Annotated in this window: 22 protein-coding genes, 1 tRNA gene and 1 pseudogene; 15 read left to right on the forward strand and 9 right to left on the reverse strand. The window is 68.8% G+C overall.

The window, feature by feature from the left end:
• Positions 1–165 precede the first annotated feature (165 nt).
• Positions 166–915: a hypothetical protein gene (locus tag JIW86_RS37645; protein WP_257558801.1), complete on the forward strand. Its 750-nt coding sequence runs from the start codon at positions 166–168 to the stop codon at positions 913–915.
• A gap of 84 nt (positions 916–999) precedes the next feature.
• Here the strand turns inward: JIW86_RS37645 and JIW86_RS37650 are convergent, their stop codons facing one another.
• Complete coding sequence (locus tag JIW86_RS37650) at positions 1,000–1,290, reverse strand: hypothetical protein (RefSeq protein ID WP_215140358.1); 291 nt, start codon at positions 1,288–1,290, stop codon at positions 1,000–1,002.
• A 236-nt stretch (positions 1,291–1,526) separates the two neighbouring features.
• Complete coding sequence (gene sbnA, locus JIW86_RS37655) at positions 1,527–2,510, reverse strand: 2,3-diaminopropionate biosynthesis protein SbnA (protein WP_257558802.1); 984 nt, start codon at positions 2,508–2,510, stop codon at positions 1,527–1,529.
• Positions 2,511–3,152: 642 nt separating this feature from the next.
• On the opposite strand from sbnA, the gene JIW86_RS37660 reads away from it, so the two are divergent.
• The 5 genes from JIW86_RS37660 (at position 3,153) to JIW86_RS37680 (ending at position 12,579) form a co-directional block, all read left to right on the forward strand.
• A complete protein-coding gene (locus tag JIW86_RS37660) occupies positions 3,153–5,792 on the forward strand; it encodes a Pls/PosA family non-ribosomal peptide synthetase (RefSeq protein WP_257558803.1) in 2,640 nt (879 codons plus the stop codon).
• Between the two features lie 59 nt (positions 5,793–5,851).
• The gene (locus tag JIW86_RS37665) at positions 5,852–8,404 is read left to right on the forward strand and encodes a non-ribosomal peptide synthetase (RefSeq protein WP_257558804.1); all 2,553 of its coding nucleotides are present in this window, start codon (positions 5,852–5,854) and stop codon (positions 8,402–8,404) included.
• Positions 8,405–8,657: 253 nt separating this feature from the next.
• Complete coding sequence (locus JIW86_RS37670) at positions 8,658–9,500, forward strand: TauD/TfdA family dioxygenase (protein WP_322975580.1); 843 nt, start codon at positions 8,658–8,660, stop codon at positions 9,498–9,500.
• Positions 9,497–10,588: a 2,3-diaminopropionate biosynthesis protein SbnB gene (gene sbnB, locus JIW86_RS37675; RefSeq protein WP_416237642.1), complete on the forward strand. Its 1,092-nt coding sequence runs from the start codon at positions 9,497–9,499 to the stop codon at positions 10,586–10,588. The genes JIW86_RS37670 and sbnB overlap by 4 nt, the downstream gene beginning before the upstream one ends.
• A 266-nt stretch (positions 10,589–10,854) precedes the next feature.
• Positions 10,855–12,579: a BCCT family transporter gene (locus JIW86_RS37680; protein ID WP_257559599.1), complete on the forward strand. Its 1,725-nt coding sequence runs from the start codon at positions 10,855–10,857 to the stop codon at positions 12,577–12,579.
• A gap of 186 nt (positions 12,580–12,765) precedes the next feature.
• On the opposite strand, the gene JIW86_RS37685 is transcribed toward JIW86_RS37680, so the two are convergent.
• Entirely contained in the window at positions 12,766–13,239 is a 474-nt protein-coding gene (locus tag JIW86_RS37685) for an AAA family ATPase (RefSeq protein ID WP_257558805.1), read from the reverse strand.
• 608 nt (positions 13,240–13,847) lie between these two features.
• Between JIW86_RS37685 and JIW86_RS37690 the strand changes: the two genes are divergently transcribed.
• The 4 genes from JIW86_RS37690 (at position 13,848) to JIW86_RS37705 (ending at position 15,422) form a co-directional block, all read left to right on the forward strand.
• The gene (locus JIW86_RS37690) at positions 13,848–14,132 is read left to right on the forward strand and encodes a hypothetical protein (protein WP_257558807.1); all 285 of its coding nucleotides are present in this window, start codon (positions 13,848–13,850) and stop codon (positions 14,130–14,132) included.
• A 366-nt stretch (positions 14,133–14,498) separates the two neighbouring features.
• Positions 14,499–14,804 carry a DUF6247 family protein gene (locus JIW86_RS37695; RefSeq protein ID WP_257558808.1) on the forward strand — a complete coding sequence of 102 codons (306 nt, stop codon included), beginning with the start codon at positions 14,499–14,501 and terminating at the stop codon, positions 14,802–14,804.
• A complete protein-coding gene (locus JIW86_RS37700; protein WP_257558809.1) occupies positions 14,801–15,061 on the forward strand; it encodes a hypothetical protein in 261 nt (86 codons plus the stop codon). Before JIW86_RS37695 ends, JIW86_RS37700 begins: the two co-directional genes overlap by 4 nt.
• Before the next feature lie 97 nt (positions 15,062–15,158).
• Positions 15,159–15,422: a hypothetical protein gene (locus tag JIW86_RS37705; RefSeq protein WP_257558810.1), complete on the forward strand. Its 264-nt coding sequence runs from the start codon at positions 15,159–15,161 to the stop codon at positions 15,420–15,422.
• Between the two features lie 59 nt (positions 15,423–15,481).
• Here the strand turns inward: JIW86_RS37705 and JIW86_RS37710 are convergent, their stop codons facing one another.
• Positions 15,482–15,844, reverse strand: a complete 363-nt coding sequence (locus JIW86_RS37710; protein WP_257558812.1) for a winged helix-turn-helix transcriptional regulator — start codon at positions 15,842–15,844, stop codon at positions 15,482–15,484.
• 84 nt (positions 15,845–15,928) lie between these two features.
• On the opposite strand from JIW86_RS37710, the pseudogene JIW86_RS37715 reads away from it, so the two are divergent.
• The 3 genes and pseudogenes from JIW86_RS37715 to JIW86_RS37725 all read left to right on the forward strand — a co-directional run bounded on the left by JIW86_RS37715 (position 15,929) and on the right by JIW86_RS37725 (position 19,070).
• Positions 15,929–16,836, forward strand: a pseudogene (locus JIW86_RS37715) (NAD(P)-dependent oxidoreductase).
• 232 nt (positions 16,837–17,068) lie between these two features.
• Positions 17,069–17,539, forward strand: coding sequence for a DIP1984 family protein (locus JIW86_RS37720; RefSeq protein ID WP_215140531.1), 471 nt, complete (start codon positions 17,069–17,071; stop codon positions 17,537–17,539).
• A gap of 346 nt (positions 17,540–17,885) precedes the next feature.
• Positions 17,886–19,070, forward strand: coding sequence for an IS701 family transposase (locus JIW86_RS37725; RefSeq protein WP_257552446.1), 1,185 nt, complete (start codon positions 17,886–17,888; stop codon positions 19,068–19,070).
• Positions 19,071–19,436: 366 nt separating this feature from the next.
• Here the strand turns inward: JIW86_RS37725 and JIW86_RS37730 are convergent, their stop codons facing one another.
• From JIW86_RS37730 to JIW86_RS37745, 4 genes are all read right to left on the reverse strand, one after another.
• The gene (locus tag JIW86_RS37730) at positions 19,437–19,928 is read right to left on the reverse strand and encodes a cupin domain-containing protein (protein WP_257558813.1); all 492 of its coding nucleotides are present in this window, start codon (positions 19,926–19,928) and stop codon (positions 19,437–19,439) included.
• 113 nt (positions 19,929–20,041) lie between these two features.
• Positions 20,042–20,773, reverse strand: coding sequence for an SDR family oxidoreductase (locus JIW86_RS37735; protein WP_257558814.1), 732 nt, complete (start codon positions 20,771–20,773; stop codon positions 20,042–20,044).
• A 193-nt stretch (positions 20,774–20,966) separates the two neighbouring features.
• The gene (locus JIW86_RS37740; protein ID WP_257558815.1) at positions 20,967–22,013 is read right to left on the reverse strand and encodes a nuclear transport factor 2 family protein; all 1,047 of its coding nucleotides are present in this window, start codon (positions 22,011–22,013) and stop codon (positions 20,967–20,969) included.
• A gap of 180 nt (positions 22,014–22,193) precedes the next feature.
• Positions 22,194–22,424 (reverse strand): hypothetical protein, encoded by a 231-nt coding sequence (locus tag JIW86_RS37745; protein WP_257558816.1) that lies wholly within the window; start codon positions 22,422–22,424, stop codon positions 22,194–22,196.
• Positions 22,425–22,495: 71 nt separating this feature from the next.
• Between JIW86_RS37745 and JIW86_RS37750 the strand changes: the two genes are divergently transcribed.
• Positions 22,496–23,488 carry a GlxA family transcriptional regulator gene (locus tag JIW86_RS37750; RefSeq protein WP_257558818.1) on the forward strand — a complete coding sequence of 331 codons (993 nt, stop codon included), beginning with the start codon at positions 22,496–22,498 and terminating at the stop codon, positions 23,486–23,488.
• A gap of 60 nt (positions 23,489–23,548) precedes the next feature.
• On the opposite strand, the gene JIW86_RS37755 is transcribed toward JIW86_RS37750, so the two are convergent.
• Positions 23,549–23,622 (reverse strand) — tRNA-Met (locus JIW86_RS37755).
• A gap of 3 nt (positions 23,623–23,625) precedes the next feature.
• On the opposite strand from JIW86_RS37755, the gene JIW86_RS37760 reads away from it, so the two are divergent.
• Positions 23,626–24,048 (forward strand): hypothetical protein, encoded by a 423-nt coding sequence (locus tag JIW86_RS37760; RefSeq protein WP_257558819.1) that lies wholly within the window; start codon positions 23,626–23,628, stop codon positions 24,046–24,048.
• The last annotated feature ends 216 nt before the right edge of the window (positions 24,049–24,264 follow it).

Raw genomic sequence — 24,264 nt, forward strand, 5'->3', positions numbered from 1 at the left:
AGCGTACGGCCGGCTCGTCGCGGCGCTGCCGTCTGCGGCGAGCCACTGGGCGGCGAGGCGGTCCCGTGGCGCGCCCACCCAGTCCGCGCCGCGGCCCTCGCCCGAGCGGTTGTCAGACCTCTGCTGTGACCGACCCGCGAGCTCTGCTTGTTCTAGCCTGGCTCGATGATGTACGAGGGGGACTTCCGGGTCGGCGACGTGCTGTCGGTCGCCTGCCCGTTCACGCCGACCAGGGTCGAACGAGGCGTGATGTGGGACCACGTGTCGGTGAGGTGGCCGTGGTGGCGGATCGACACCGACAGCGCCTTCTTCCACTGGAACGGGATCGTTGCCTTGGGTGTGGACAGTGGCGGGTATGTCTCGGCGGAGGCCGGGGCGGAACTGTTCCGGACCGATCCGCCGCCCGAGCACCTGAAGGCGGGGGACGCCTGCCGGGTCGGGGTCCCGCCGACCGTAGTCCACGTGACTGCTGTCGACCACCATGCGCCTCCACTGGAGACGGGCTGGCTACCCCGCCCCGAGCTGACCGTGGTCGTGCTGCGCCGCGGTCTGTCGTACCGGGAGTTTCCGGACGGCAGCCATCTCAACGGCGAGGGTTACACCCTTCACCCGGGCGACGGGATCCCCTTTGCGTTTGAGCTGCTGATGCGGCCGTACGCCTTTTTGCGGCCGGGCGACGAGGTCGCCGACGCGGCCGGGCGGGCGTGGCTGTTCGACGGCCCCTGGAGCTGGACCGCCTTCGATGCGGCGGGGCCCGGCACAGGCCCCGAGTGGCCGCTCGTCCTGCTGACCCGCTCAGGAGTGCCCTGCTCCGTCGCGGACGCGGAGGCAGTCGCCGGAGGCACGGCGATCGGTTCCCACCAGAAGACCGTCCGGCACTGGATGTCTCTCACCCAGGCATCGCCCATGCCCTAGCCGGCAACGCTGCCGTCGGCCTGGTCCGGAGCAGTGCTGTGAAGCCGAGAACGCCTTCGCCGGCCGGTTTGCCGCCGGGCAGGATCAGGGGCGGTCGGTGCTCAGGGGGAGGATCGCGCCGGCGCGTACGGAATGGATGACCGCGTCATGCAGGGCCCGGCTCGCCTCTTCGCTGGGGCACGGGACGGGGCTTCCGGCGAGGGGGAGCCAGTCGGACCCTCCGCTGTACTGCACCGTGACATGCGCCAGACCATCGGCCTCGGTCCACGTGGTGTGAATATCGAGCTCGCCGGTGAGGACGGGGCCGGCCTCGCCGGTCTGCACTCCGTCCCGTCCGGCGAAAATCCCGCGGGTGGTCCATGATGCCCAGCTCATCCGGCCTCCCAGCTGCGTTCGTCGTCCTGCCAGTGTGAACGAGCCGGCCCGGCCGCGCCTCTGCAGGCCGGGGATATCGGTCCGGATCACGTTGAGGGGCGGTAAGAGTCCCGACGCTCGCGGTTCAGTCGACAGGGCGCCATAGGCCCTTCACTGTGGGTGACCGCCGCACGCTCGGGATGTCTCGCACTGGTGCGTGGTGTGCGGGTGCCTGTGGCCGTGGCGCGCTCGGCGGGTCAGGCAGCCGGGGCGGCGGCGCTGACGGTCTGGGACTGGAGTGCGTCCTCGCCGTACAGGTCTCGCACCCAGTCGGTCTGGTAGACGGTTTCGAGGTAGCGCTCGCCGAGGTCGGGGGCGATGGCGACCGCGGTCACCTGCTGATCCTGCTGAGCCAGCCATTGGGTGGCGCCGTTGACGACGGTGCCGGTGGAGCCGCCGAAGATGAAGCCGTGGCGGGCCAGTTGGTGGCACGTACGAATCGTCTCGGCTTCGTCGACGTGTACCACGTCGTCGACGTAGGAGGTGTCGAGGAGCGGAGGGCGGATGCTGGTGCCGAGGCCGGGGATCATGCGGCGACTGGGCGTCTGTCCGAAGGTGGCAGAGCCTTCTGTGTCGATCGCGACGATGCGTACCGGGCGGTGCCAGGTGCGGAAGTAGCGGGCGCACCCCATGAGGGTCCCGGTGGTGCCGGCCCCGATGAAGAGGACATCAAGGTCGGGGAAGGCGCGGGCGATGGCCGGTGCGGTGGTGCGGTAGTGAGCAGTGTGGTTGTTGGGGTTGGTGTACTGGTTGAGCCATACGTAGCGGTCGTCGGACGCGCACAGGGCGCGGACGCGGTCGATGCGGGCGCCGAGCAGGCCGCCGGTGGGGGAGGGCTCGGTGACGATGTGGATCTGGGTGCCTAGGGCTTCCAGGAGGAGCCGGGTCGCCAGGTTGCAGCGGGAGTCGATGACGCACACGAACCGGTAGCCCTTGCTGGCAGCGATCATGCTCAGCGCCACGCCGAGGTTGCCGGAGGAGGATTCGACCAGGATGGAGCCAGGGGTGAGCAGGCCGTCGCGTTCGGCGGCCTCGACCATTGCGGTTGCGGCTTTGAGTTTGATGGACCCCGCGAAGTTGAATCCTTCGCATTTGAGGAACATCCGGTGCCCGGTGACCGCCTCGAGGTCGACGTAGAGGTCGTCTTGGTTGAATTCCTGGGGGGTGGATATGACCGGCACGGGGCACCTCCTTGTATGCGTTCACGGCTGGTGTCTGGGGCCGCCGGCCTGTGTGGGGGCGGCTCGGGGAAGACGTCGCTTGCTGCCACGTCTTCGGGCCTCTTCCAGTACGCGGGATGACCGTGGCTCTGTCATGTCACCGGATGTCGGGGCTTGACGCCGGCCATGATCACGGATACGCGCCGGGCGGCACGGCTCTCGTGTACACGGCTCTCCCGTACACGCTTGCGCGGCGGCATGCCCTGCCACACCGGCGAGCGCTGACCGCTCTACCTGGCTGAGCGCCTTTCCCGTATGCACGCGGCCGGGCTTCCGGGCTGTCCGGCGGTGCCCACCGCTGCAGGTGCGTGGTGTCAAGTCCCGACATTCAGCGGCGTGACGGATATGTGCCGGCCGGGCCTACTGGAGGGGCGGCAACACGAACCCGATCGATGCCGAAAGGCATTTCCCGACAGCGGAACACGCGCATTTAGGTGGATTAAACATGTTTTTCTTCTTTGGTGACCCGATGAGAGCCCCCGGCGCCCGAACCGTCGTCGTCGAGGAGCGCACATGCTAGAGAAATCCACCGATGCCTGGACGGCCGGCCCGCCCGGCACCTCAACGCTTTCCGGCAGCAGGCCCGAAGGCAGGCCAATTGGCATGTCCGGAGGCCAGGCGGCCGAGACCGCGCAGCTCGCGCGGCTCCTTGCGGAAGTGCTGGCGGATGTCGTCGGTGTGGAGCAGGTGCCCGGCGACAGTAACTTCTTTGATGAGCTGGGCGCTGATTCGATGGTGATGGCGGGGTTTTGTGCCCGGGTCAGGAAGCGGGCGGACCTGCCGCCTGTATCGATGAAGGACGTCTACCGGCATCCCACAGTCGACAACCTGGCCTCCGCGCTCACCCACGCCGCGCCCGCGGCGGCCTCTGAGTCCACCTACGCAGGGCCCGCAGCCTCGGCACCCGTATCCGTCCATCCGGCCGTCCCGGCATCAACGCCGGCGTCTGCTTCGGCGTCTGCTTCGACGTCCGCTTCGGTGTCTGCTTCGGCGCGCAGGATCGCGGCGCGGGCGGGCACAGGGCAGTACCTGCTGTGCGGAATGCTGCAGCTCCTGGTGTTCCTCGGCTATTCCTACCTCGCTGCCCTGACCACGGTCCGAGGCCTCGAGTGGGTCAGCGCCGGCACGGGTGTGCTCGATGTCTACCTGCGATCCGTACTGGTGGGCAGCGCGCTCTTTGCCGGCGTGTGCATGGTGCCGATCGTGGCGAAGTGGACCCTCATCGGTCGTTTCACGCCGCGCGAGTTCCCCGTCTGGAGCCTCGGCTACCTGCGCTGGTGGCTGGTCAAGACCTTGATCCGCACAAGTCCTGTCCGTCTGTTCACCGGGTCGCCGTTGTACGTGGCCTATCTCAGGGCGCTGGGCGCGAAGATCGGGCGTAATGTCGCGATCTTCTCCACTCACATCCCTGTCTGCACCGACCTGCTCACGATCGGTGACGGAACGGTGATCCGCAAGGACGTGCTCTTCTCCTGCTACCGGGCACACGCCGGTCTCATCCAGACCGGCCCCGTCACCCTCGGCACCAATGTCCTCGTCAGCGAACAGACCGTCCTCGACATCAACACCTCGATGGGCAGCCAGGCCCAGCTCGGGCACGCCTCCAGCCTGCACGCCGGGCAGACCGTCCCCGCCGGCGAGCGCTGGCACGGGTCACCGGCCGAGCCCACCAGCACAGACTTCCGTACGGTCGGTTCCGGCGACTGCTCCACCGCCAGGAAAGTCCGCTACACCGCCGGGCAGCTGCTCGCCATGGTGCTGGTGTATCTGCCCCTGGCCACCGGCGGCGTCACCGTGCTGCTGGCCCCGCTGTCGCAGCTGACCACACCGCTTCAGGCCGGGACTTCGGCGTTCACCAGCGGGACGTTCTACCTAGGTGCGCTGGCCGCGTCCTTCGTGCTGTTCTTCGGCGCCGCTTTGGCCGGGCTGGTCATCCAGGGCGTCGTGCCGCGCCTGCTCAATCGGGCGGTCAAGCCGGACACGGTCTATCCGCTCTACGGCTTCCACTACGGTCTGCAGCGGGCCATCACACTTCTGACCAACAGGAAGTTCTTCACCGCGCTGTTCGGGGACAGCTCCGCGATCGTCCACTACCTGCGCTATCTCGGCTACGACCTGTCCCGCGTCACACAAACCGGTTCGAACTTCGGTTCCGAAGTGAAGCACGACAGCCCGTTCTTGACCTCGGTGGGCAGCAAGACGATGGTCGCCGACGGCCTGTCGGTCATCAACACCGATTTCTCCAACACGTCGTTCAGGCTGTCCCGGGTCTCGATCGGCGCCCACAATTTCCTCGGCAACCGCATCGCTTATCCCTCGCAGGCCAAGACCGGTGACAACTGTCTGCTGGCGACGAAGGTGATGGTCCCGGTCGACGGAGAGGTACGGGAAAACGTGGGCCTGCTGGGCTCGCCTCCCTTCGCCATTCCGCGCACGGTGATGCGGGACACCCGGTTCCAGGACCTGGAGAGCGGCAGCGAGCTGCGCCGGCGCCTGGCCGCCAAGAACCGGCACAATGCCGTCACGGCGGGGCTGTACCTGATGGCGCGGTGGCTCCACGTCTTCGCCGTGACCCTCGTCGCCCTGGGCGCCACAACCCTCTACCCCTCGCTGGGTGTGTCGGCGTTCGCGCTGGCCAGTGTCCTCACACTGCTGTTCACCGCCGTCTACTTCGCGCTGATCGAACGGGCCACCACCGGATTCAAGGCCCAGAACCCGCTGTACTGCTCAATCTACGAACCGTCGTTCTGGCGGCACGAGCGCTTCTGGAAGTTGGCGTCGGTCGACTACGCGCAGGTCTTTGACGGGACCCCGTTCAAGAACGTCATCTGGCGGTTGCTGGGCGCGCGGATCGGCAAGCGGGTCTTCGACGACGGCTGCTTCTTCCCGGAGCGGACCCTCGTCACCATCGGGGACGACTGCACGCTGAACGCGGGCACGGTGGTCCAGTGCCACTCGCAGGAGGACGGCGCTTTCAAGTCCGACCGCACCACGATCGGTGACGGCTGCACCCTCGGTGTCGGCGCGTTCGTCCACTACGGCGTGACGCTGGCAGACGGCGTCCAGCTCGCCTGCGACTCCTTCCTCATGAAAGGCGAGCAGGTCCCGCAACGGGCCCGGTGGGCAGGAAACCCGGCCCGGCAGCTGACCGACAACACCCCGCCACCCGCAGCGCTGCCGGCACACCCGTCCGGCGCCGCGCCCCTGCACCCCGTACACCCCAACCCGCTCGGCGGCATCTGACGCCCAACCCCAACCCCAACCCCATCAGCACCAGCACCAGCACAGGAGAGAGACCCCTCATGGCGCTCAAAGCATCCACCAGTAGAGAGTTCTGGCATGGCGTCCTGGCCGCCGGCAGCGGCTTCACGCCGCTTCCACGCTGGACCCGCGTGCCGGTTGCCGGCGTGGCCGAGTACGAGACGCCGGTCCCGGCCGGCCAGGCGACAGTATTGCGCCGACTGGCAGACGACCTGGCAGTGCCGCTGAACTGTGTGCTGCTGACCGCCCACGCGAAGGTGCTGGCCGCGCTGAGCGGCGAACAGGAGATCACCACCGGTTACGTCGCTGCCGTCGGCGGCAGGCCGCTGCCGTGCAGGCTGACGGCCGGCCCCGGCTCATGGCGGAGCCTGCTGCTGCACACCCACCACACCATCGCGCAGCTGCTGGCCCACCAGGACTTCCCCGTCGATGACCTCAGGCGCGAACTCGGCCTGACCGAAGCACCCTTCGAGACCGTGCTCGATCCCACCGGCATCAGCGGCGACCTCCCCGCCGCCGACGGTAAGCCGGCCCCGGACAGCAGCACCCTGGCCGCAGACACGGCGCTGTGGATAGGTACCGCCCACCACGACGACGGACGGCTGACGCTGCGGCTGCGCTACCGCACCGACGTCCTCGACGCGGACTGCGCCGCCCGGATCGCCGGATACCACCTGACCGCGCTCGCCCTGATCGCCGCTGACCCGGATGCCGATCACGCAAGTCAGAGCCTGGTCTCGGCCGAAGAACTTCGTTTCCAGCTCCATGGCCTTGCCGGGCCGCACCGAGACCTGCCCGAGCACCGAGTGCACGAGCTGTTCGAGCAGCGTGTACGGCACCACCCGAACGCCGTCGCCGCTCAGCACGGCAACCGGACGTGGACCTACGAGGAGCTCAACGCCCGCGCCAACCGGCTGGCCCGAGCCCTGCGGGCCCAAGGACTGCACCGTGAAGGGGTGGTCGCGGTGGCGATGGAGAGGAACCTGGACTGGCTGGCCGCCGTCCTGGCCGTTTTCAAAGCGGGCGGCACGTACCTGCCCATCGAGCCGCACCTGCCGGCCGAACGCATCAAGGCCATGCTGGCCCGTGCCGGGTGCGGGCTCGTGATGACACAACCGGCCGCCACCACCACCCTCCAGCCGGCCCTCGCCTCCCAGCCCGCGGTCCAGACGCTGTTCGTCGACACCGCCTTCGGCCAGGAGCATTCCGGGACCGACCTCGGTATCGAGGTCGCACCCGACCAGCTGGCGTACATCTACTTCACCTCCGGCTCGACGGGTGAGCCCAAGGGCGCGATGTGCGAACACCAGGGCATGCTCAACCACCTCTACGCCAAGATCGACGACCTCGAGATCGGCGAAGGGCAGGTGGTCGCCCAGACCGCGCCCCAGTGCTTCGACATCTCGCTGTGGCAACTGCTCGCCCCACTGCTGGTCGGCGGGCGGACCCTGCTGATCGAGCAGGAGGCGATCCTCGACGCCGCACGGTTCGTCGACACCGTTGCCCGCGGGAGGGTCACCGTGCTGCAGGTCGTCCCCTCCTACCTCGACGTCGTCGTGTCCCATCTCGAGCAGCACCCCCGGACGCTGCCGGACCTGCGCTTTGTGTCGGTCACGGGTGAGGCGCTGAAGAAGGAACTCGCCCAGCGCTGGTTCACCGCCCAGCCCGACATCAAACTCGTCAACGCCTACGGGCTGACCGAGACCAGCGACGACACCAACCACGAGATCATGGACCGCACACCGGATACCGACTGGGTCCCGCTGGGCCGGCCCGTCAACAACGTGCACCTCTACGTCGTCGACGAGCACCTCAACCCGGTGCCGCTCGGCGCGCCCGGCACGATCGTCTTCTCCGGGGTCTGCGTCGGCCGCGGCTACGTCAACGACCCCGAGCGCACCCGGCCCACGTACCTTGCCGATCCTCACCGTGAGGGCCGGCGCCTGTACCGCAGCGGCGACGTCGGCCGCTGGCTGCTCGACGGCAAGCTGGAATTCCTCGGCCGCCGCGACAACCAGGTCAAGATCCGCGGTTTCCGTATCGAGACCGGCGAGATCGAAAACACCCTGCTACGAGCACCCGGGGTCCGCGACAGCGCCGTGGTGGTCACCGAACGGCCCGACCACAGCACCCACCTGGTGGCGTTCTACACCGCCCCGCAGCCGCTCGAAACCAGCGTCCTGCTGGACCGGCTGGGCACGTCACTGCCCGGGTACATGGTCCCCTCGGTCATCCACTGGCAGGAAAGCCTCCCGCTGACCGCCAACAGCAAAATCGACCGGAAGGCCCTGACGGCCCTGGCCACGCAACTTCACGACGCCGAGGACGACGTCCAGGCGCCGAACACGCCCGCCGAACAGCGGCTGGCGGCCGCGTGGGCGCGCGTGCTGGGCATTCCGCAAGGCCGGATCGACCGGCGCGACAACTTCTTCGACCGGGGCGGCACCTCCCTTTCGTCCGTGAGACTCGCCATCACCCTGGACCGCGCCGTATCTCCGGCAGACGTCATCCGCCACCCCGTCCTCACCGATCTGGCCCGGTTCCTGGACACCGCATCCCACCGGCGCCCCACCGCACAGCCGGCCTCACCCTGATCGCCGGCCTCCTCCTCAGCACCACCGAAAGGACAAAGACCATGTCATTCACCAGCCCCGCCCCGATCAGCCCCAGCCCTGTGCCCTCCTCCGCGTTCGTGCCCCGGGTAGACCTGCATCCCGACAAACCCCCGATACTGCACGTCCCCAGCCCCGTCCCGGCCGACCTGCACGCCTGGGCAGCCGAACACCGCCACACACTGCACGGACTCGTCACCGAACACGGCGCCGTTCTCGTCCGCGGGCTCGGCCTGTGCGACACAGAGCAGGTGGGCGCCGTCTTCGGCCGATTGGCCCACGCCCTGATGACCGACACCGAAGCCTTCGCCCCCGTCAGACCCACGCCCCCGGCGTGTACTCCTCCACGGCGTGGCCGGCCAACCAGCCCATGTGCATGCACCACGAGCTCAGCTACACCCACAGCCCTCCCGGTCTGCTGCTGCTGGCCTGCCTGACGGCGCCCACCTCCGGCGGAGCAACGGCCCTCGCGGATTCCGCCACTGTCCTGGATGCGCTGCCGCCGGAACTCGTCCAGCGGTTCGAACAGGACGGTTGGCTGCTGACCCGCACCTACAACGACGACATCGGCGCCTCCTGGACCGAGGCATTCGGCACCGACGACCGGGCAGCCGTCGAGAACTACTGCCGCGCCAACGCCATCGAGTTCGCCTGGCAAGACGACGGTGGCTTGCGCACCCGCCAGCGCCGCCCCGCCGTGGTGCGCCATCCGGCCACCGGCCGACGCTGCTGGTTCAACCAGATCGCGTTCCTCAGCGAGTGGACGCTGGCGCCCGAGGTACGGGAGTACCTCGTCGACGTCTACGGCCCCGAAGCCCTGCCGTTCAACACCCGCTTCGGAAACGGCGACCCGATCGGCGAGGACATCGTCGAGCTGATCAACACGGTCTACGCCGAGCACACCATCCGCGAGCCGTGGCAGTCCGGCGACCTGATGCTCATCGACAACATTCGCACCGCCCACAGCAGGGAACCGTTCGAGCCGCCGCGCGAGGTCCTCGTCGCCATGGCCGCACCTCAAACCCCGACCTTCTCCCCGACCACCCCGACCGCAGCCTCCGAAGGGAGCACGCGATGACCACGTCCCGTCCCACTGCCACGCAGCCCCCGATGTCCGACCCGCACGCAGTGTCACCGCCGCTCGCCGTGCCCCCGTTCGCCGTGATCTCCGGAGCCCAGGTCCAGCACACCCTCCAGGGCCAGGAACACCAGATCATGGAGCTGATCGAGGCCACCTACCAGCTCCACGCCGTCGGGGAGTCGGTGAACCCGCCCTCCTACTTCCTGCGCTTCCCCGACCGCCCGACCGCCCGCATCATCGCGCTGCCCGCATCGATCGGCGGAGAGGCGCGGGTGGACGGCATCAAGTGGATCTCCAGCTTCCCCGGCAACGTGCAGGCCGGCATCCCCAGGGCCTCGGCGGTGCTGATACTCAACGACCACGACACGGGCTACCCGTTCGCCTGCCTGGAAAGCTCCATCATCAGCGCCACCCGAACGGCCGCGATGGCCGCATCAGCGGCCAAGACGCTCAGCCAAGGCCGCGGGACACGACCGGCCCGCATCGGATTCTTCGGAACGGGCCTCATCGCCCGTTACATCCATACCTTCCTGACCGCAACCGGCTGGTCCTTCGATGAAATCGGCGTCCATGACATCAGTGCCGACAGCGCAGCCGGCTTCCGCAGCTACCTGCAAGCCACCCATCCGACCACCCGGATCACCGTGCACGACAGTCCCGAGGAGCTGATCCGCTCCAGCGACCTGCTCGTCTTCGCCACCGTCGCCGACCGGCCGCACATCACCGACCCGGCATGGTTCGACCACAACCCCCTGGTCCTGCACGTGTCACTGCGCGACCTCGCCCCGGAAATCCTGCTGGCCTCGACCAACATCGTCGACGACATCGAGCACTGCCTCAAAGCCGACACCTCACCCCACCTGGCCGAACAGCTCACCGGGAACCGCGACTTCCTCACCGGCACGCTGCACGACGTCATGACCGGCCGCGCGGCACTGCCGCAAGACCGGCCGGTGGTGTTCTCACCCTTCGGACTGGGCGTACTCGACCTCGCCGTCGGCAAACACGTCTACGACGAGGCCGCCCGCACCGGGCAACTGCACGTCATCGACGGCTTCTTCCACGAAGTGAGCCGATACGGATGAGCGGCCCGCCTGGATGGGGTGCGGATGCCGTGATCTTCGTACCGCGCGCGGCGACAGTCGCAGCGAGCTCTCGTGCGGATCCTCCTCGACACCCCTCTAGACACCCGTGCGGCCTATGACCTGACAGAGGGGCCCGATCGACGCCTGTTGATGCCGGGACAGGTGTGCGCGCCGTGGTACGGGATAGCAGAAGCCAAATCGGGCCGTGATCGCGAAAGGTGCCGCCTGTGTCTCAGGAGCAACGCAAACGGGGGCAGAGGCTGCGGCTGCCCGTGAAGGCGTCACTGCCCGGCCGGCACCCGCACGAGGACAAGGCGCCCGTCACCGACCGGGTGGTCTTCGGCGTTGCGGCCGTGCTGACCTTGGGCTTCGTGATCTGGGGCGCCACGGCCACCAGCTCGCTGGAGAGCGTCTCCGACACCTTGCTGAACGGCCTGATGCACAACGCCGGCTGGGCGTTCGTCCTGGTCGCCTCGGGGTTCGTCGTCTTCGCGCTCTGGCTCGCCATCAGCCGGTACGGACGGATCGAGCTGGGCCAGGAGCACGAGAAGCCGGAGTTCAGCACCGTCTCCTGGGTCGCCATGATGTTCAGCGCCGGCATGGGCATCGGCCTGATGTTCTACGGCGTCAGCGAACCCCTCGCGCACTACACCACTCCGCCGCCGGGCACCGACCCCACCGACTCGGCGGACGCCATGCAGACGGCACTCGCCACCACGCTCTTCCACTGGACGCTGCACCCGTGGGCCATCTACGCGGTGGTCGGCCTGGCCATCGCGTACAGCACCTTCCGGCGCCGCAGGCGGCAGACGATCAGCGCCGTCTTCATCCCGCTCCTCGGGAAGGAGCGCGCCGAGGGCGCACCCGGCCGGGTGATCGACATCCTGGCGATCTTCGCCACTCTGTTCGGCTCCGCCACGTCCCTGGGACTCGGCGCGCTCCAGATCGGCAGCGGCATGCACGAGGTGGGCTGGCTGGGCAAGGCCGGGACGGGGCTGCTCGTCGCCATCATCGCCGTGCTGACCGTCTGCTTCGTCTTCTCCGCCGTCTCCGGTGTGGAGAAGGGCATCCAGTGGCTCTCCAACATCAACATGGTGCTGGCCGCCGTCCTCGCGGTCTTCGTGTTCATCGTCGGCCCCACCATCCTGGTCCTCGACCTGATCCCCACCTCCCTCGCCGCGTACTTCGACGAGCTGCCCCAGCTGATCGGCCGTACCGAGGCGTCCACCGGCGGCGGTGACGTCGCCGACTGGCTGAGCAGCTGGACGGTCTTCTACTGGGCCTGGTGGATCTCCTGGACGCCGTTCGTCGGCATGTTCATCGCCCGCATCAGCCGGGGCCGTACGATCCGTCAGTTCGTCGGCGGCGTCATCCTGGTGCCCAGCACCGTGAGCCTGGTCTGGTTCGCCATCTTCGGCGGTACGGCCATGCGCCTGAAGGAGCAGGGAAAGCTCGGCGACGCGACCACGCCCGAGGCGCAGCTCTTCGGCGTGCTCCAGGAGTTCCCGATCGCCGGCGTGATGAGCCTGCTCGTGATGATCCTGGTCGGCATCTTCTTCGTCTCCGGCGCCGACGCGGCGTCGATCGTGATGGGCACCCTCTCCCAGAGGGGCACCTTCGAACCCGCCCGGTTCATCGTCGTCTTCTGGGGCGTGGTGACCGGTGGCGTGGCGGCCGTGATGCTGCTCGTCGGTGAGGGCAAGGGCGACGCCCTCGCGGGCCTGCAACACTTGACGATCCTCGTTGCCGCCCCGTTCGTCCTGGTGATGATCGGCATGTGCTGGGCCCTGTTGCGGGACCTCCGCCGGGACCCGCTGATCGTCCGCGGCGAACTCGCCACGGAGGCGATGGAGGAAGCTGTGATCGCGGGCCACGAGAAGTACGCGGGCGAGTTCGAGATCCGCATCGGCCCGGCGAAGGACGAGGCACCCGGGGAGACGAAGGACGACCGCGACCGCAAAGACCCGGGACCCCCGCCCCCGGCCCCCTGACGGGCACACCCGCCATACGCCACACGGCCCGGCCGGGCGACTCGGGGGAGGGGGCGTCCGGCACGGCCGGGTCTACCCGGCCTCGCCGGGTAGGTGCGGACACGGCGTACGCGTCCCGGAAGAGCCGCGCCCGCCTACGCGGGCGCGGTATCCGCTGCACGGTCACGGGCACGATCCACACGCCATTCAAGGCAGTGGCGGATCGAACAGGTCCAGCTCGGCCGGAGTCGGGGCCTCGAACTGACTCTGACACTCCCTGAGCAGCTCGGGTGTCAGCACGACCGAGCCCGGCTCCTGGTTCCGGAGGGCGAGGCGCCGCTCCAGTTCTGCCATCGGCACATCGAGGTAGCGCAGTTCGACTTCGACCCCGAGCGCGCGAGCTCGGAGCCGCTTCTCATCGCGTTCCTGACGCTGCCAGAACCCATTCTCCAAGATCACAACGGCTCCGGAAGTCAGCAGATCCTGGGCCTGCTGCCACAGGCGACGTTCGATGCGGTCCCGAGCCTCGCCGTCGAAGAGGTCAAGGCCCAGCTCCGCAAGCCGCTCGTCCGGGCACAGACGCACAGCGGAAAGTTCCCGCTCCAACTTCTTGGCCACCGTGGTCTTCCCGGCACCGGGAAGGCCGCACAGGAGTACCAGCCTTGGTCGTCGGTCGTCCATGATCCCCTACCCTCATCGAGCCCTCGTGGAGATCATCGCTCCTGTGGGGATGAGGGAGAAGCGAGTTTGTGGTGGGTGGCGGCGGTTCTTCGAGCCCGGCGGGCGGCCGGGGCCGGGTCGGGATCGCGGCCTGCCCCACGCCTGAGCGGTCGCCTTCCCGTAGAGACGGGTGTCGGTGTCTGTCACGGCCTGCTCGGTGCCCCCGGTTGCGGCCACCAAGATGAACCAGCCCCCATGCTTGGGCGGTCGGCAGCTCTTTGGGTCGTAGCCCCCCCGGGGGGGGGGGGGGGGGGGGGGGGGTGGGGGCCGGCGCATGAAGCGGTCGGAGCGGAGGCGGCCGAGGATCTCGACGGGAGGCGCAGTGTGGGAGGGGCACGTGGCCGAGCCGGCTGACGGGACGTGTCCGGAGCCGGCGGGGCCTGGCGAGCCGCTGCCGGGGTGAGGTGTACGTACGGGCGGTCGCACACCGTTCAGCGGTCGGCCGCCGTTCGGATCATTTGAGGCCGCCCTTCAGGTGATTGCCGCACCTCTGACGAGCCGGGCCGCTGTCCCAGGGGTACGACGACTCGGCGGGTGATGAACGCACAACCCCGGTGAGGAGATCGACGATGTACGCAGCAGTCCGGCGGTACGAAGGGGTGAGTGATCCGGCCGAGGCAGGACGGCTGGTGAAGGAGGGGTTCGTGCCGCTCATGCAGCAGGTCTCCGGCTTCGTGGCCTACTACTGGGTCGACGCCGGGGACGGAGTGATGGTCTCGACCAGCGTTTTCCGGGACCGGGCAGGTGCCGAGGAATCGGTGTCGAGGGCGGCGGACTTCGTGCGGGACAACCTTGCGTCACTGCTCCCCAACCCTCCTCAGGTCATGGCCGGTGAGGTCGTGGCTTCCGCGTGAGCGTGTCCGGGCCGGCGTGCCTCTTTGATGGGTTGGTCAGTTGATCGGATGTGTCTGTCCGGTTGGTGACTGCTGTGACCGCCGAGCAGCACCAGCAGTAGCGCCCCGTAACGTGTTTCGGTCCGGGGCGCTGCTCTACTGCTCTGCTGCTGTGTGCTGAACAGGGGTTCGCCCGACTCCGCCTGCCCCAGGGCCGGCCTCCTCAACTATGCAGACTGCCTGAGAGAAGCAGGGCACCCGCTGCGGAATCACGTCTAGGCCGTCGCCCGTTCCTCGACCCTGCAGGAGGGATCTGCCCATGCCGGCTTCCACGGCCGTCCCGCGCGCGTACCGTGGCGGTATGACCCCCGCCGGGAGGACCAGCCGATGAGCGCGCAGCCCGATCACGTATCCGTTCCGCCGTACGCGCCCGCGCCCGGGGCCCCGGGTGAACTGCTCGCGCAGTTGCGTGCCGACCGCCGCGCAGAGCGGTGGGTGCCGGCGTTCGAACGGGAGTGGGCGGCGGCGTTGGAGGAGTCGCGCCGTTCGTTCTCCCTCACCACACTGTACGAGGTCGTCCAGGTCTGGCAGGCCCGCGTCGCCTCCGCCCCGGCGGTCGACGCGTTCCTCGCCTCCGGCCGCGACGAGACCGGGTTCGTGGACATGGAGGAGCTCCGGAACGGGCGCCGGTGAGCGGCCGACCGTACGCGGTCCGGCTGTCGCCGCCCGCCGCAAAGGTGCTCGCCGCACTGCCCGAGCACGCGGAAGAGACGGTGTGGGATCTGCTGGACGCCGCCGCGGCCGACCCGTGGGGCTTCCGCCAGTGGGACGCCGGTGACCCTGAAGGCGAAGACGTCCGTATAGCGTCCGCCGGCCGCCTGTCCGTCATCTACTTCGCGAACCGTGCGCTTCGGCACCTGACGGTCCTGGACATCGTCTGGCTCGGCTAAGCCGGCCACTTGGCGTGTGAGCGTTCTGGTTTCTCCGGAGCCGGCAGGCGGGAGGGGCATCTATGCTGACGGCCTTCGTCCGCACCCGGGCGTCCATGTGTCCAAGAATCACTCCGTCACGTTCTACTCCAGCCTGCTCTCCATGGCCATGCTCGCCGTGCTGGGCGGTGCGTGCGTGTACTTCGGGGTCACCCTCAGCGTCTGGTGGTTCTACGCGCTGGCTGTCCCGTCGGTTTGCGGGGTGCTCGGCATCGGCGTCTACGAGTGGCTGAAGCGGCCGAGCCGCGTCGGGGCAGGGGCGGTCGAGGAAGAGCAGGGCCAACTAGGGGGTTCTGACCGCCCTTCCGGATGCCGTTGGTGATCTTTTTTGGGGTAATCCGGACTGATGGCCAGCCATCGCGGTTTCAGCGCCGAGTGCGATCAGCAGTCGGCTACGTCGACCACTTCGAAGCCTTCGCGATGCATCCGTTCACCTCCCCAGGCGCCGAGCGGCCCGAGCGCTTGATTGAGCGTGCGCCCGTGCTCGGTCAGGGAGTACTCCACCCGTGGCGGCACCTGGGCGTAGACCTCCCGGTGCACGAGTCCGTCTTCCTCCATCTCACGCAGGTGCTGGGTCAGCATCTTCTCGCTCACTCCGGGCAGACCGCGACGGAGCTCGGCGAAGCGGCGTACGCCATGGGCTTCAAGTTCCCAGAGGATCAGTCCCTTCCACTTGCCGCTCACCACGTCGAGTGCAGCGTCGATGCCGCAGATGTAAGGCCCGTGCCTCGGCGCTTTGGCCATCACTGACCCTCCTTACTAAAAGGTAAGTACCGCAGAAAATAGTGGGTACTTCCGAGAGTAGTGGCGCTCTCCGAGCATGGAGGGGTGAACGAACAACAGAACCACACCACCAGGCAATACAGCGCTGTCACCGTGATCGGGCTTGGCCCGATGGGCCAGGCGATGACGCGCACCCTCCTCGCCGCCGGCCACCCGGTCACCGTCTGGAACCGCACCGTCGGCCGGGCCGACGGCGTCGTCGCCGACGGAGCAACGCTCGCGGCAACACCTGGCGAGGCGGTCGAGGCGAGTGACCTCGTGATCCTCAGCCTCACCGACTACCAGGCGATGTACGACATCCTCGACAGCGCCACCGCATCACTCGCCGGCCGGACGCTGGTCAACCTGAGCTCGGACACGCCCGACCGCACACGCAAGGCAGCAACCTGGGCGGCGGGCCACGACGCCGCCTTCCTCACCGGTGGTGTCATGGTCCCGGCGCCGATGATCGGCACGGAGGCGGCCCATGTCTACTACAGCGGCCCCGACAAGGTGATGGAGAATCACCGGGCGGCGTTGGCACCGCTCGGCACGCCAAAGTATCTGGGTGAGGATCCGGGCCTTGCCCAGATGATGTATCAAGCCCAACTCGCGGTGTTCCTCACCACCCTGTCCGCACTCATGCACGCCACAGCGATGCTGGGCACCGCAGGAATGAAGGCCAAGGAAACACTGCCGGAGTTGCTCTCCTCCGCCGACTCGATCGGCGCCATCCTGAGGGCGGCGAAAAGACCCCCGGCGCCGCGCTGGATGCCGGCGAGCATCCCGGCGACCTCAGCACGGTCACCATGATGGGCGCGACGTCCGACCACATCGTCGAGACCAGCACGTCACTCGGCCTCGACCTCGCTCTCCCCCTGGCCGTGCAAGCCCACTACCGGCGCGCGATCGAGAACGGACACGGCGGCGACAACTGGACCCGCATCATCGACAGCATCCGAGAGCCGCGCTGACCGAACGCGGGACTGATGAACACACGGTTTGGCCTACAACGAGGAGCTCGCGTCCGGGGGCTGCTGAAGTGTGGGAATGGCTACGCAGGTGAGAGCGAAGAGCGGATGTCGGTGATTCCCGGCATCGGCTCTCACTCCGGGCCGGCCGTGCCGTGACGTGACGTAGGGTGATCGGCGCAGCGGTACCGCAGTACCGCGCGACGAATGGCACCAGGGGATGGGACCCATCACGATGAAGCTCGGCGAAGCACTGGCGGAGCGCGCGGAGGCGGCTCGCCGCGTCGAACAGCTGCGGGCCCGCATCGTGGCCAACGCCCGCCACCAAGAGGGCGAGACCCCCGCCGAGGACCCGGCAGCGCTGCTCGCCGAGGTCACCGAGACCCTCGACGCCCTGGAGTCCTTGATCCGGCGTATCAACCGGACCAACGCCGCCGTCGACATGGGCGCCGACGGCACCCTCACCGACGCCCTCGCGCGCCGCGACACCCTGCGCCTGCGCCACTCCGTGCTCACCTCGGCTGCCGATGCCGCCGCGGGCAGCGGGGACCGGGGCTACGGCCGCCAGCTGCGCTCGGAGCTGATGGTGCTCCCCGCGCTGCCCGTCGCCGAGCTGCGCGCCCGCGCCGACGATGCCGCCCGCGAGATCCGCGAGATCGACGTACGCATCCAGCGCACCAACTGGGAGGCCGACCTCCTGGACTGAGACCCGCGATGTGGAGCAGGTAGTCGCTCCGGAGGCGTGCACAACCGAGGGCCGGCGGTTACCGGCCCGGCTGGCGCGCGGAGAGCAGCGCATCGGGTTCGACTCCCGAGACGACAGTGCAGCTCAGCAGCGTGACGAGTCACAGCGCATCGCGCACATTTCATCACCACGTGCAGATCCGGTCGTGACGAGGGCGGGTTCGGGGCATCCGCGTCGCAGGACGGCGCCCGGACCGGGAGCTCACGCTCCCGGTCCGGGCGCCGTGTCGTGCGCGGGCAGTGCGGGCCGTCTAATACTGCAACGGCGTTTGGTGTGACTGGTGGCCAGGTTGGTCGTTGGTCTGGATATGGGTGGGGTACTTGGTGATGTGAGGGCGTGGGCGGCGGGTCTGGGTGAGGTGCATGAGCGGTTCGTGCACCGGTTTGCCCGGTCGGAGCCGCGTGAGTCGGCACTGGCGTATATGCGGGGTCTGGTATCTCCGCTGGAGCGGAAGAACGGCTGGACACTCGCGGAAGAGGCTGGGCATGGGGGCCCGGACCGCATGCACCGGCTGCTGAACCGGTGCGACTGGGACGCTGATGAAGTCCTCGACGACGTCCGCGACTACGTCTTCGAGCATCTCGGTGACCCCGAAGCGGTCCTGATCGTGGACGACACCGGCTTCCTGAAGAAGGGCATCCGCTCGGCCGGCGTCCAGCGCCAATACTCGGGAACGGCGGGCCGCACGGAGAACTGCCAGGTCGGTGTCTTCCTCGCCTATGCCGGCGAACGCGGTCGCACGCTGATCGACCGCCGCTTGTATCTGCCCACGTCGTGGACCGATGACCGGGAACGGTGCCGGGCCGCGGGCATCGAGGACACGGTCGCCTTCGAGACGAAAGTGGTCATCGCCAAGGCGATGGTCCGCCGGGCGATCGCGGAGAAGATCCCGTTCCGCTGGGTGACCGCGGACGCTGCCTACGGCTTCTCCAAGGGCTGGCGGACCGAGTTGGAGCGGGCTGATGTCTTCCACGTCATGGCCACCACCCGGCACGACACTGTCGTCTCCCGCTGGGCCATGGACCACCCGGTCCACGACCTGTTCAACGGCCTTGCGAGGCAGAAGTGGAAGCGTCGTTCCTGCGGGATGGGCGCCCACGGCCCGCGGGTCTACGACTGGGCACGCGTGGAGGTCCGGCCCTGGCACCGCGAGGACCGCCGGCACTGGGTCATCGCCCGCCGAAGCGTGAGCCGGCCCGACCAGATCTCCTTCTACATCGCCTACTGCCCCGCCGAGACCACCCTCGACGAACTCATTCACGTTGCGGGCAGCCGGTGGGCGGTCGAGGAATGCTTCCAGACCGCGAAACAGGAATGCGGCCTGGACGACTACCAGGTCCGCCGATATCCCGGCTGGCACCGCCACATCACCCTCGCCATGGCCGCCCACGTCTGCCTCACCGTCCTGAAGGCCCGCGAGGCCAACACAGGGAAAGCAGAAACGGATCCTCCCAGCTCATACCCCTCACCCTCCCCGAAATCCGACGCCTGATCACCCGCCTCACCCACCGCCGACCAGCACCCGTCGAACACGTCCTGCACTGGTCACACTGGCGCCGCAGACGACAGTTCCAGGCCCGCACCAGCCACTACAAACAACGCGGCCACACACCACCAGAGACTGCCAACCTGTCAGAGCAAAGACCGTTGCAGTACTAAGGGCTGTCTGACCTCCTGCGGGGCGCGCGAAGGCCGGGTTCCACTGGCACAGACGTTCCTGCGCGAAGGCATCCTCGACGAACTCGTCATCACCACCGCCCCCGGTCCTCCTGGGCACGGGCATCCAGAGCATCTGCACCGTCGACGACCAGTCGGCGCCAACGAGGAGCCGAGCCCGGGTCCCGGCATCGCCGGGCCGCTACGCGGTCTGGGCGGAACGCCAGGCTGTCGCTTCGAGGAAGTGCACGTCGTAGCGGGCCTGTTCGGGCAGCAGGCTGTCGAAGGAGTCCAGGCCGTGCTGGATGCGGCCCAGCGTCCGGAAGTATCCGAAGCGATCGATACCCGGCGTCAGGACCGCCAGGAGCTCGGCGGTGCAGCCGGCAGCGGCACCGAAGGCATGCGCCACCTTCGGCGGCACGACGACCATGCCGCCCTGCCCCACCGACGCCCTCTCCTCTCCGACAAGGAACTCCACCTTCCCGTCGAGCACGTAGAAGAGCTCCGTCGACACCGTGTGGTAGTGCGGCCGTGCGCCGTCGGCACCCTTGCCGAGAGCGAGGCGGCTGGCGCCCAGCGCGCCGCCGGTATCGGCGGCGTCGGCCAGCAGCCGGAAGCCTCCGCCGTGCGGCAGTGCTACGTACTCGGCTTCCTCGGGCCGCACGATCAGCGCGGTCTCGTTGCCAGTCTCCATCAAGTCTCCTTGGTGGCGTCTCCGGGAGGAGGCGGCCTTCTGCGGTCGAAGCCCTGCCCCCCGTCGCCAAATGCAAGGCGACGAGGGGCAGGACAGGGCACTGTCCGGCCCGATCAGGCGGCGTGGCCGCCGTCGACGGAGAACTCGGAGCCGGTGATGTAGTCGGCTCCGTCTCCGGCGAGGAAGGCGACCGTGGCTGCGATCTCCTCAGGACGGCCGAACCGGCCGAGGGCCGTCATCGCGGCCTGGGGGTCCGCGTGGGGTCCGTCGGCCGGGTTCATGTCGGTGTCGACCGGCCCGGGGTGGACGATGTTGGCGGTGATGCCCCGTCCGCCGAGCTCCCGGGCGAGCGCCTTGGTGAGCCCGGTCAGCGCCGACTTGCTCATCGCGTAGAGCGTTCCGCCGGGGCCCGGTACGCGCTGGGTCATGCAGGTGCCGATGGTGATGATCCGGCCTCCCCGGCCCATGTGAGCGGCTGCGGCCTGCGAGGCGAGGAAGGTACCTCGTACGTTGACCGCGAGCACGCGGTCGACGTCGGCCAGCGTCAGCCCGTTGAGCGGGCCCAGGACGCCCGCGCCGGCGTTGTTGACCAGCACGTCGAGCCGGCCGAGTGTCTGCACCGCCCAGTCAACGGCACCCGCCGCGTCACCGACGTCGCCCGCGTCCGCCCTGACGGCGACGCCCCGGCGGCCGATCGCCTCGATCCTGCGGACCACTTCCTTGGCCGCCGCCTCGTTGGCCGTGTAGGTGATGGCCACATCGGCTCCCGCCTCGGCCATGGCCAGTGCGATCGCCGCGCCGATGCCCCGGCTGCCACCCGTCACCAGAACCGCCTTGCCGTTCATGCGCTCTCCTCGTCATTGGTTGCTGGTTCAATGAAACGAGACGGCGATCGCCGGCGCTGGCGGGAATCGGACCTGGCGTTCAGCCCGCCAAGGTACGGGGGTACCGGTAGGCGCAGTGGGCGTTGACCGAGCCGGCGATCGCCGCGCGGAAGGCGGACCCGAGCCCGAGCCTGACTGCGTAGCGCCGATGCGGTCAGCTGAAGAACGGGTCGTCCACGACGTGGACCCAGGCGCCGTCCGGCTGGCGTCGGAGGATCTCCGTGGTCGTGGAGATCACCGGCTCGGGGCCGACGCCCGTCAGGGTGGCGGTGTTCGACACCAGGGCGACGTCGTCCACCTGCCGGATTTCGCGCAGCTCGAGCTTGAGGCGGGCGCCGTTGCCGATCAGCTGTTGCAGGGCGTTCCGGATGGCCTCGGTGCCCACCAGGTGGGTTCCGGGGGTGGGGACGAAGTGCGCGTGCGGCTCGTACAGCGACACCAGACCCTCGATGTCGCCCGCTTCCAGGTACTCCATGAACATGGCCCCGACCTGCTCGGGCGTCTCCGCACGGCGCCGGGCGACGGCGCCGACGGGCTTGTCGCCCCAGCCTGCCGCGGCAATCAGGTCGTACCAGTCAGGGTGGGCGCCGTAGGGCAGATGGTGGCGCAGCAGCGTTCCCGGGAAGGTCAGCGGAGACGCCTTCTGCGGCTTGGACCTGGCCTGGGCGACGATCGCGTCGCTCAGCGCGTAGCCCAGGTCCATGCGGGGGAGCAGGGCGTGCACCTCGTCGGCGAGGCCGGCCGGAAGGCTCTCGCGCCGGACTCCGAGGATGTCGGTGCCAATGCCCGCCTGCGCCAGCGCCACCTCGGTGCCCTTCCGCCCGGCGATGCCGTCCGAGGTGTGCAGCGCGATGGCGTCCCAGACGATGGCGATACGCCGTTCCTCGACACCGCGTTCGCGGAGGAACACCGCTGCGGTATCGGCACCGTCGACCTCGAAACGCTGATCGCCGTTGCCCTCCTCGCTCAGCCCGATGTCGTGCAGGACGCAGCTGATGAACAGCAGTTCGTCATCGTAGTCGGTACCTGCGCGCAGCCCCTGGTGCCGGGCGTGGGCGCGGGCGAAGACGTAGCTGCGGACGCTGTGAAAGAAGACGAAGGCGGGCGTGGCCCCCGCCGCAAAGGCGTAGGTGTCCCGGGCAAGGCCCGTGTCCGGGAGGCCGAGCCGCTCGAAGACGGGCAGGGGTGCGTGGTTGGTCACGGCATCTCTCTTTCGTGTGCGGAAGTGCGCGGATGTGCGCGGCACCGGGCGGAACGGCGTGATGGCCGGCCGGCAGGCCGCGGATGGTGGGAGCCGCGGCTGTGGAGCGCTGACGGGGCGCCGGTCGCGTGGTGTCGGCGTGACGGGCCCTGGCCTTGGCCGGCGTTCGCCGGTGCCGGATCACACCGTGCGGGTCCATGCGGCTTCCTGGACCTGCTTGATGAGCTCCTCGGTCGCCGCGGGCCAGACGTTCCGGTGCTTCCCGTAGCGCCCGTTCGTCGTGAGGTTCGATGTGCCTGGCCGGGGTGGCAGTGAGGCGGCGGACCGCACCGGTGAGGCGTCCTCGCCGGTCCGCTGGGCCACCACCACCACGTCCGGCAGTGACGGCAGGAAAGCGCCTCCATCAGTCATGAAATGACCGTAGGCACGAACAGAGTGAGGGAGTCAGTGGCACTCGTGCCATGCAGCGATAGAATCGTGCCATGGGAGTTCACACCTCCGGCGGCAGCCACCACGTGGTCGTGGTGGCGCTCGAGAACGTCCTCGCACTCGACATCGGGATTCCGTTGCAGGTCTTCGGAAGCTGGCCGGACGGGCCGTACTCGATGACGGTGTGCACGGAACGGCCTGGGCTGGTCTCGGTGCACGGAGGCCCGGCACTGTCCGTCGCCGATGGGTTGGACGCCCTGGGGACCGCGGACACCGTGATGGTCCCGGGGTACTTGGAGCCCGACCCACCCTCCGCCGCGGTCACCGCCGCGCTCGCGGAGGCGGCGGCCCGCGGCAGCCGAATGGTGTCCATCTGCTTGGGGGCGTTCGCCCTCGCCGCCGCCGGCCTGCTCGACGGCCGCCGGGCCACCACGCACTGGCGGTACGCCGCGGCGCTGGCCCGGCAGTACCCGCAGGTGACGGTTCAGCCGCAGGAGCTGTACATCGATGAAGGCCAGATGCTGACCTCAGGCGGCGTCGCCGCAGGGCTCGACCTGTCCCTGCATCTCATCCGCCGCGATCACGGCGCCCGCCTGGCGAACCAGCAGGCCCGCCTGCTGGTCACCGCCCCACACCGCACCGGCGGTCAGGCCCAGTTCGCCGACCTGCCGGTGGCCGCGGACGCCTCCGGCGGAACGGCGCCCGTGTACGAGTGGGCCCTGCGCCACCTGCACCAGCCAGTCACCGTCGACCAGTTGGCGCGCCAGGCCGGCACGTCCCGCCGCACCCTCATCCGTCGCTTCCACTCCGACACCGGTCGGCCGCCCATGAGTTGGCTGCTCGACGCAAGGCTCGGCCTCGCACGGGAACTCCTGGAATCGAGTGACCTGACGGTCGAGGCTGTCGCACGGCGCTGCGGCCTGGGCACGCCGGCCAACTTCCGGACCCTGTTCAAGGCACGCGTCGGGGTACCGCCGCGCACTTACCGCGAGACATTCAACTCCGCCAGCACCGACGAGATTCAGGTACTGGCCGACCAGCCTTAAACGTTGGGACACGGCAGAAGGGCCCCGATCCCTGAGGATCCGGGCCCTTCCTTCCATCAGTAGCGGGGACAGGATTTGAACCTGCGACCTCTGGGTTATGAGCCCAGCGAGCTACCGAGCTGCTCCACCCCGCGTCGGTGAACCCCACCCTACGGCACTGCCCGGCGGTACTCGACCGGCTTTCGCTCAGGGTGCGGGGACCTGGACCGGCCGACGGGTCTCATGACCCCGGCCGAACTGGAGGGTTCTGGTCCCTCGACAGCTGGCGCGAGGCACGGAGGGGGTGGGAGGACCTCTACCCCTTCCCCTTCCACCCCGACCCTGGCGGGCTCATCCCCTGGGGCCACGACGAGCACAGCAGCGAGTACTACTTCCTGGCCAGCGACCCGGATCCGGGCAATTGGGAGATCGTGGTCGGCAGCGAGTGTGCGGAGTGGTACCGCACCAGCGGCACCTTCACCGACTTCCTGATGCGCTGCGTCGACGGCCTCGACCGGGCGTCGTTCATGGACCGGGCCTGGCCCGCGGCCGACGCCCGCTTCGAACCTTTCGAAAGCTAGGTCCTACGACCGACGCCTGCCGAGAGGACCACTGCGATCGTCGAGTTCGCCGATCGCACGCAGAGAGGCCGCGTGGGACGCACCGGGCCTGCACGGGCCCCTCCCCGCCGACCATCTGTCCCGCATAGCCGAACTCGGCGATCCCATCGCGGTGCCCGTGATCACCGACACCCTCGCGTGGGCGCTCCACCGCTGCGCGGGGAGCGGTCAGAAACG

The sequence above is a fragment of the Streptomyces sp. NBC_00162 genome (assembly GCF_024611995.1).
GTDB lineage: Bacteria > Actinomycetota > Actinomycetes > Streptomycetales > Streptomycetaceae > Streptomyces.

Excerpts from the sequence above, each read along its gene's own strand:
- JIW86_RS37645 (WP_257558801.1), top strand. The coding sequence starts at position 166 with ATGATGTACGAGGGGGACTTCCGGGTCGGCGACGTGCTGTCGGTCGCC.
- JIW86_RS37650 (WP_215140358.1), bottom strand. The coding sequence starts at position 1,290 with ATGAGCTGGGCATCATGGACCACCCGCGGGATTTTCGCCGGACGGGAC.
- JIW86_RS37660 (WP_257558803.1), top strand. The coding sequence starts at position 3,153 with ATGTCCGGAGGCCAGGCGGCCGAGACCGCGCAGCTCGCGCGGCTCCTT.
- JIW86_RS37665 (WP_257558804.1), top strand. The coding sequence starts at position 5,852 with ATGGCGCTCAAAGCATCCACCAGTAGAGAGTTCTGGCATGGCGTCCTG.
- sbnB (WP_416237642.1), top strand. The coding sequence starts at position 9,497 with ATGACCACGTCCCGTCCCACTGCCACGCAGCCCCCGATGTCCGACCCG.
- JIW86_RS37685 (WP_257558805.1), bottom strand. The coding sequence starts at position 13,239 with ATGGACGACCGACGACCAAGGCTGGTACTCCTGTGCGGCCTTCCCGGT.
- JIW86_RS37690 (WP_257558807.1), top strand. The coding sequence starts at position 13,848 with ATGTACGCAGCAGTCCGGCGGTACGAAGGGGTGAGTGATCCGGCCGAG.
- JIW86_RS37695 (WP_257558808.1), top strand. The coding sequence starts at position 14,499 with ATGAGCGCGCAGCCCGATCACGTATCCGTTCCGCCGTACGCGCCCGCG.
- JIW86_RS37710 (WP_257558812.1), bottom strand. The coding sequence starts at position 15,844 with ATGGCCAAAGCGCCGAGGCACGGGCCTTACATCTGCGGCATCGACGCT.
- JIW86_RS37720 (WP_215140531.1), top strand. The coding sequence starts at position 17,069 with ATGAAGCTCGGCGAAGCACTGGCGGAGCGCGCGGAGGCGGCTCGCCGC.
- JIW86_RS37725 (WP_257552446.1), top strand. The coding sequence starts at position 17,886 with ATGGGTGGGGTACTTGGTGATGTGAGGGCGTGGGCGGCGGGTCTGGGT.
- JIW86_RS37730 (WP_257558813.1), bottom strand. The coding sequence starts at position 19,928 with ATGGAGACTGGCAACGAGACCGCGCTGATCGTGCGGCCCGAGGAAGCC.
- JIW86_RS37735 (WP_257558814.1), bottom strand. The coding sequence starts at position 20,773 with ATGAACGGCAAGGCGGTTCTGGTGACGGGTGGCAGCCGGGGCATCGGC.
- JIW86_RS37745 (WP_257558816.1), bottom strand. The coding sequence starts at position 22,424 with ATGACTGATGGAGGCGCTTTCCTGCCGTCACTGCCGGACGTGGTGGTG.
- JIW86_RS37750 (WP_257558818.1), top strand. The coding sequence starts at position 22,496 with ATGGGAGTTCACACCTCCGGCGGCAGCCACCACGTGGTCGTGGTGGCG.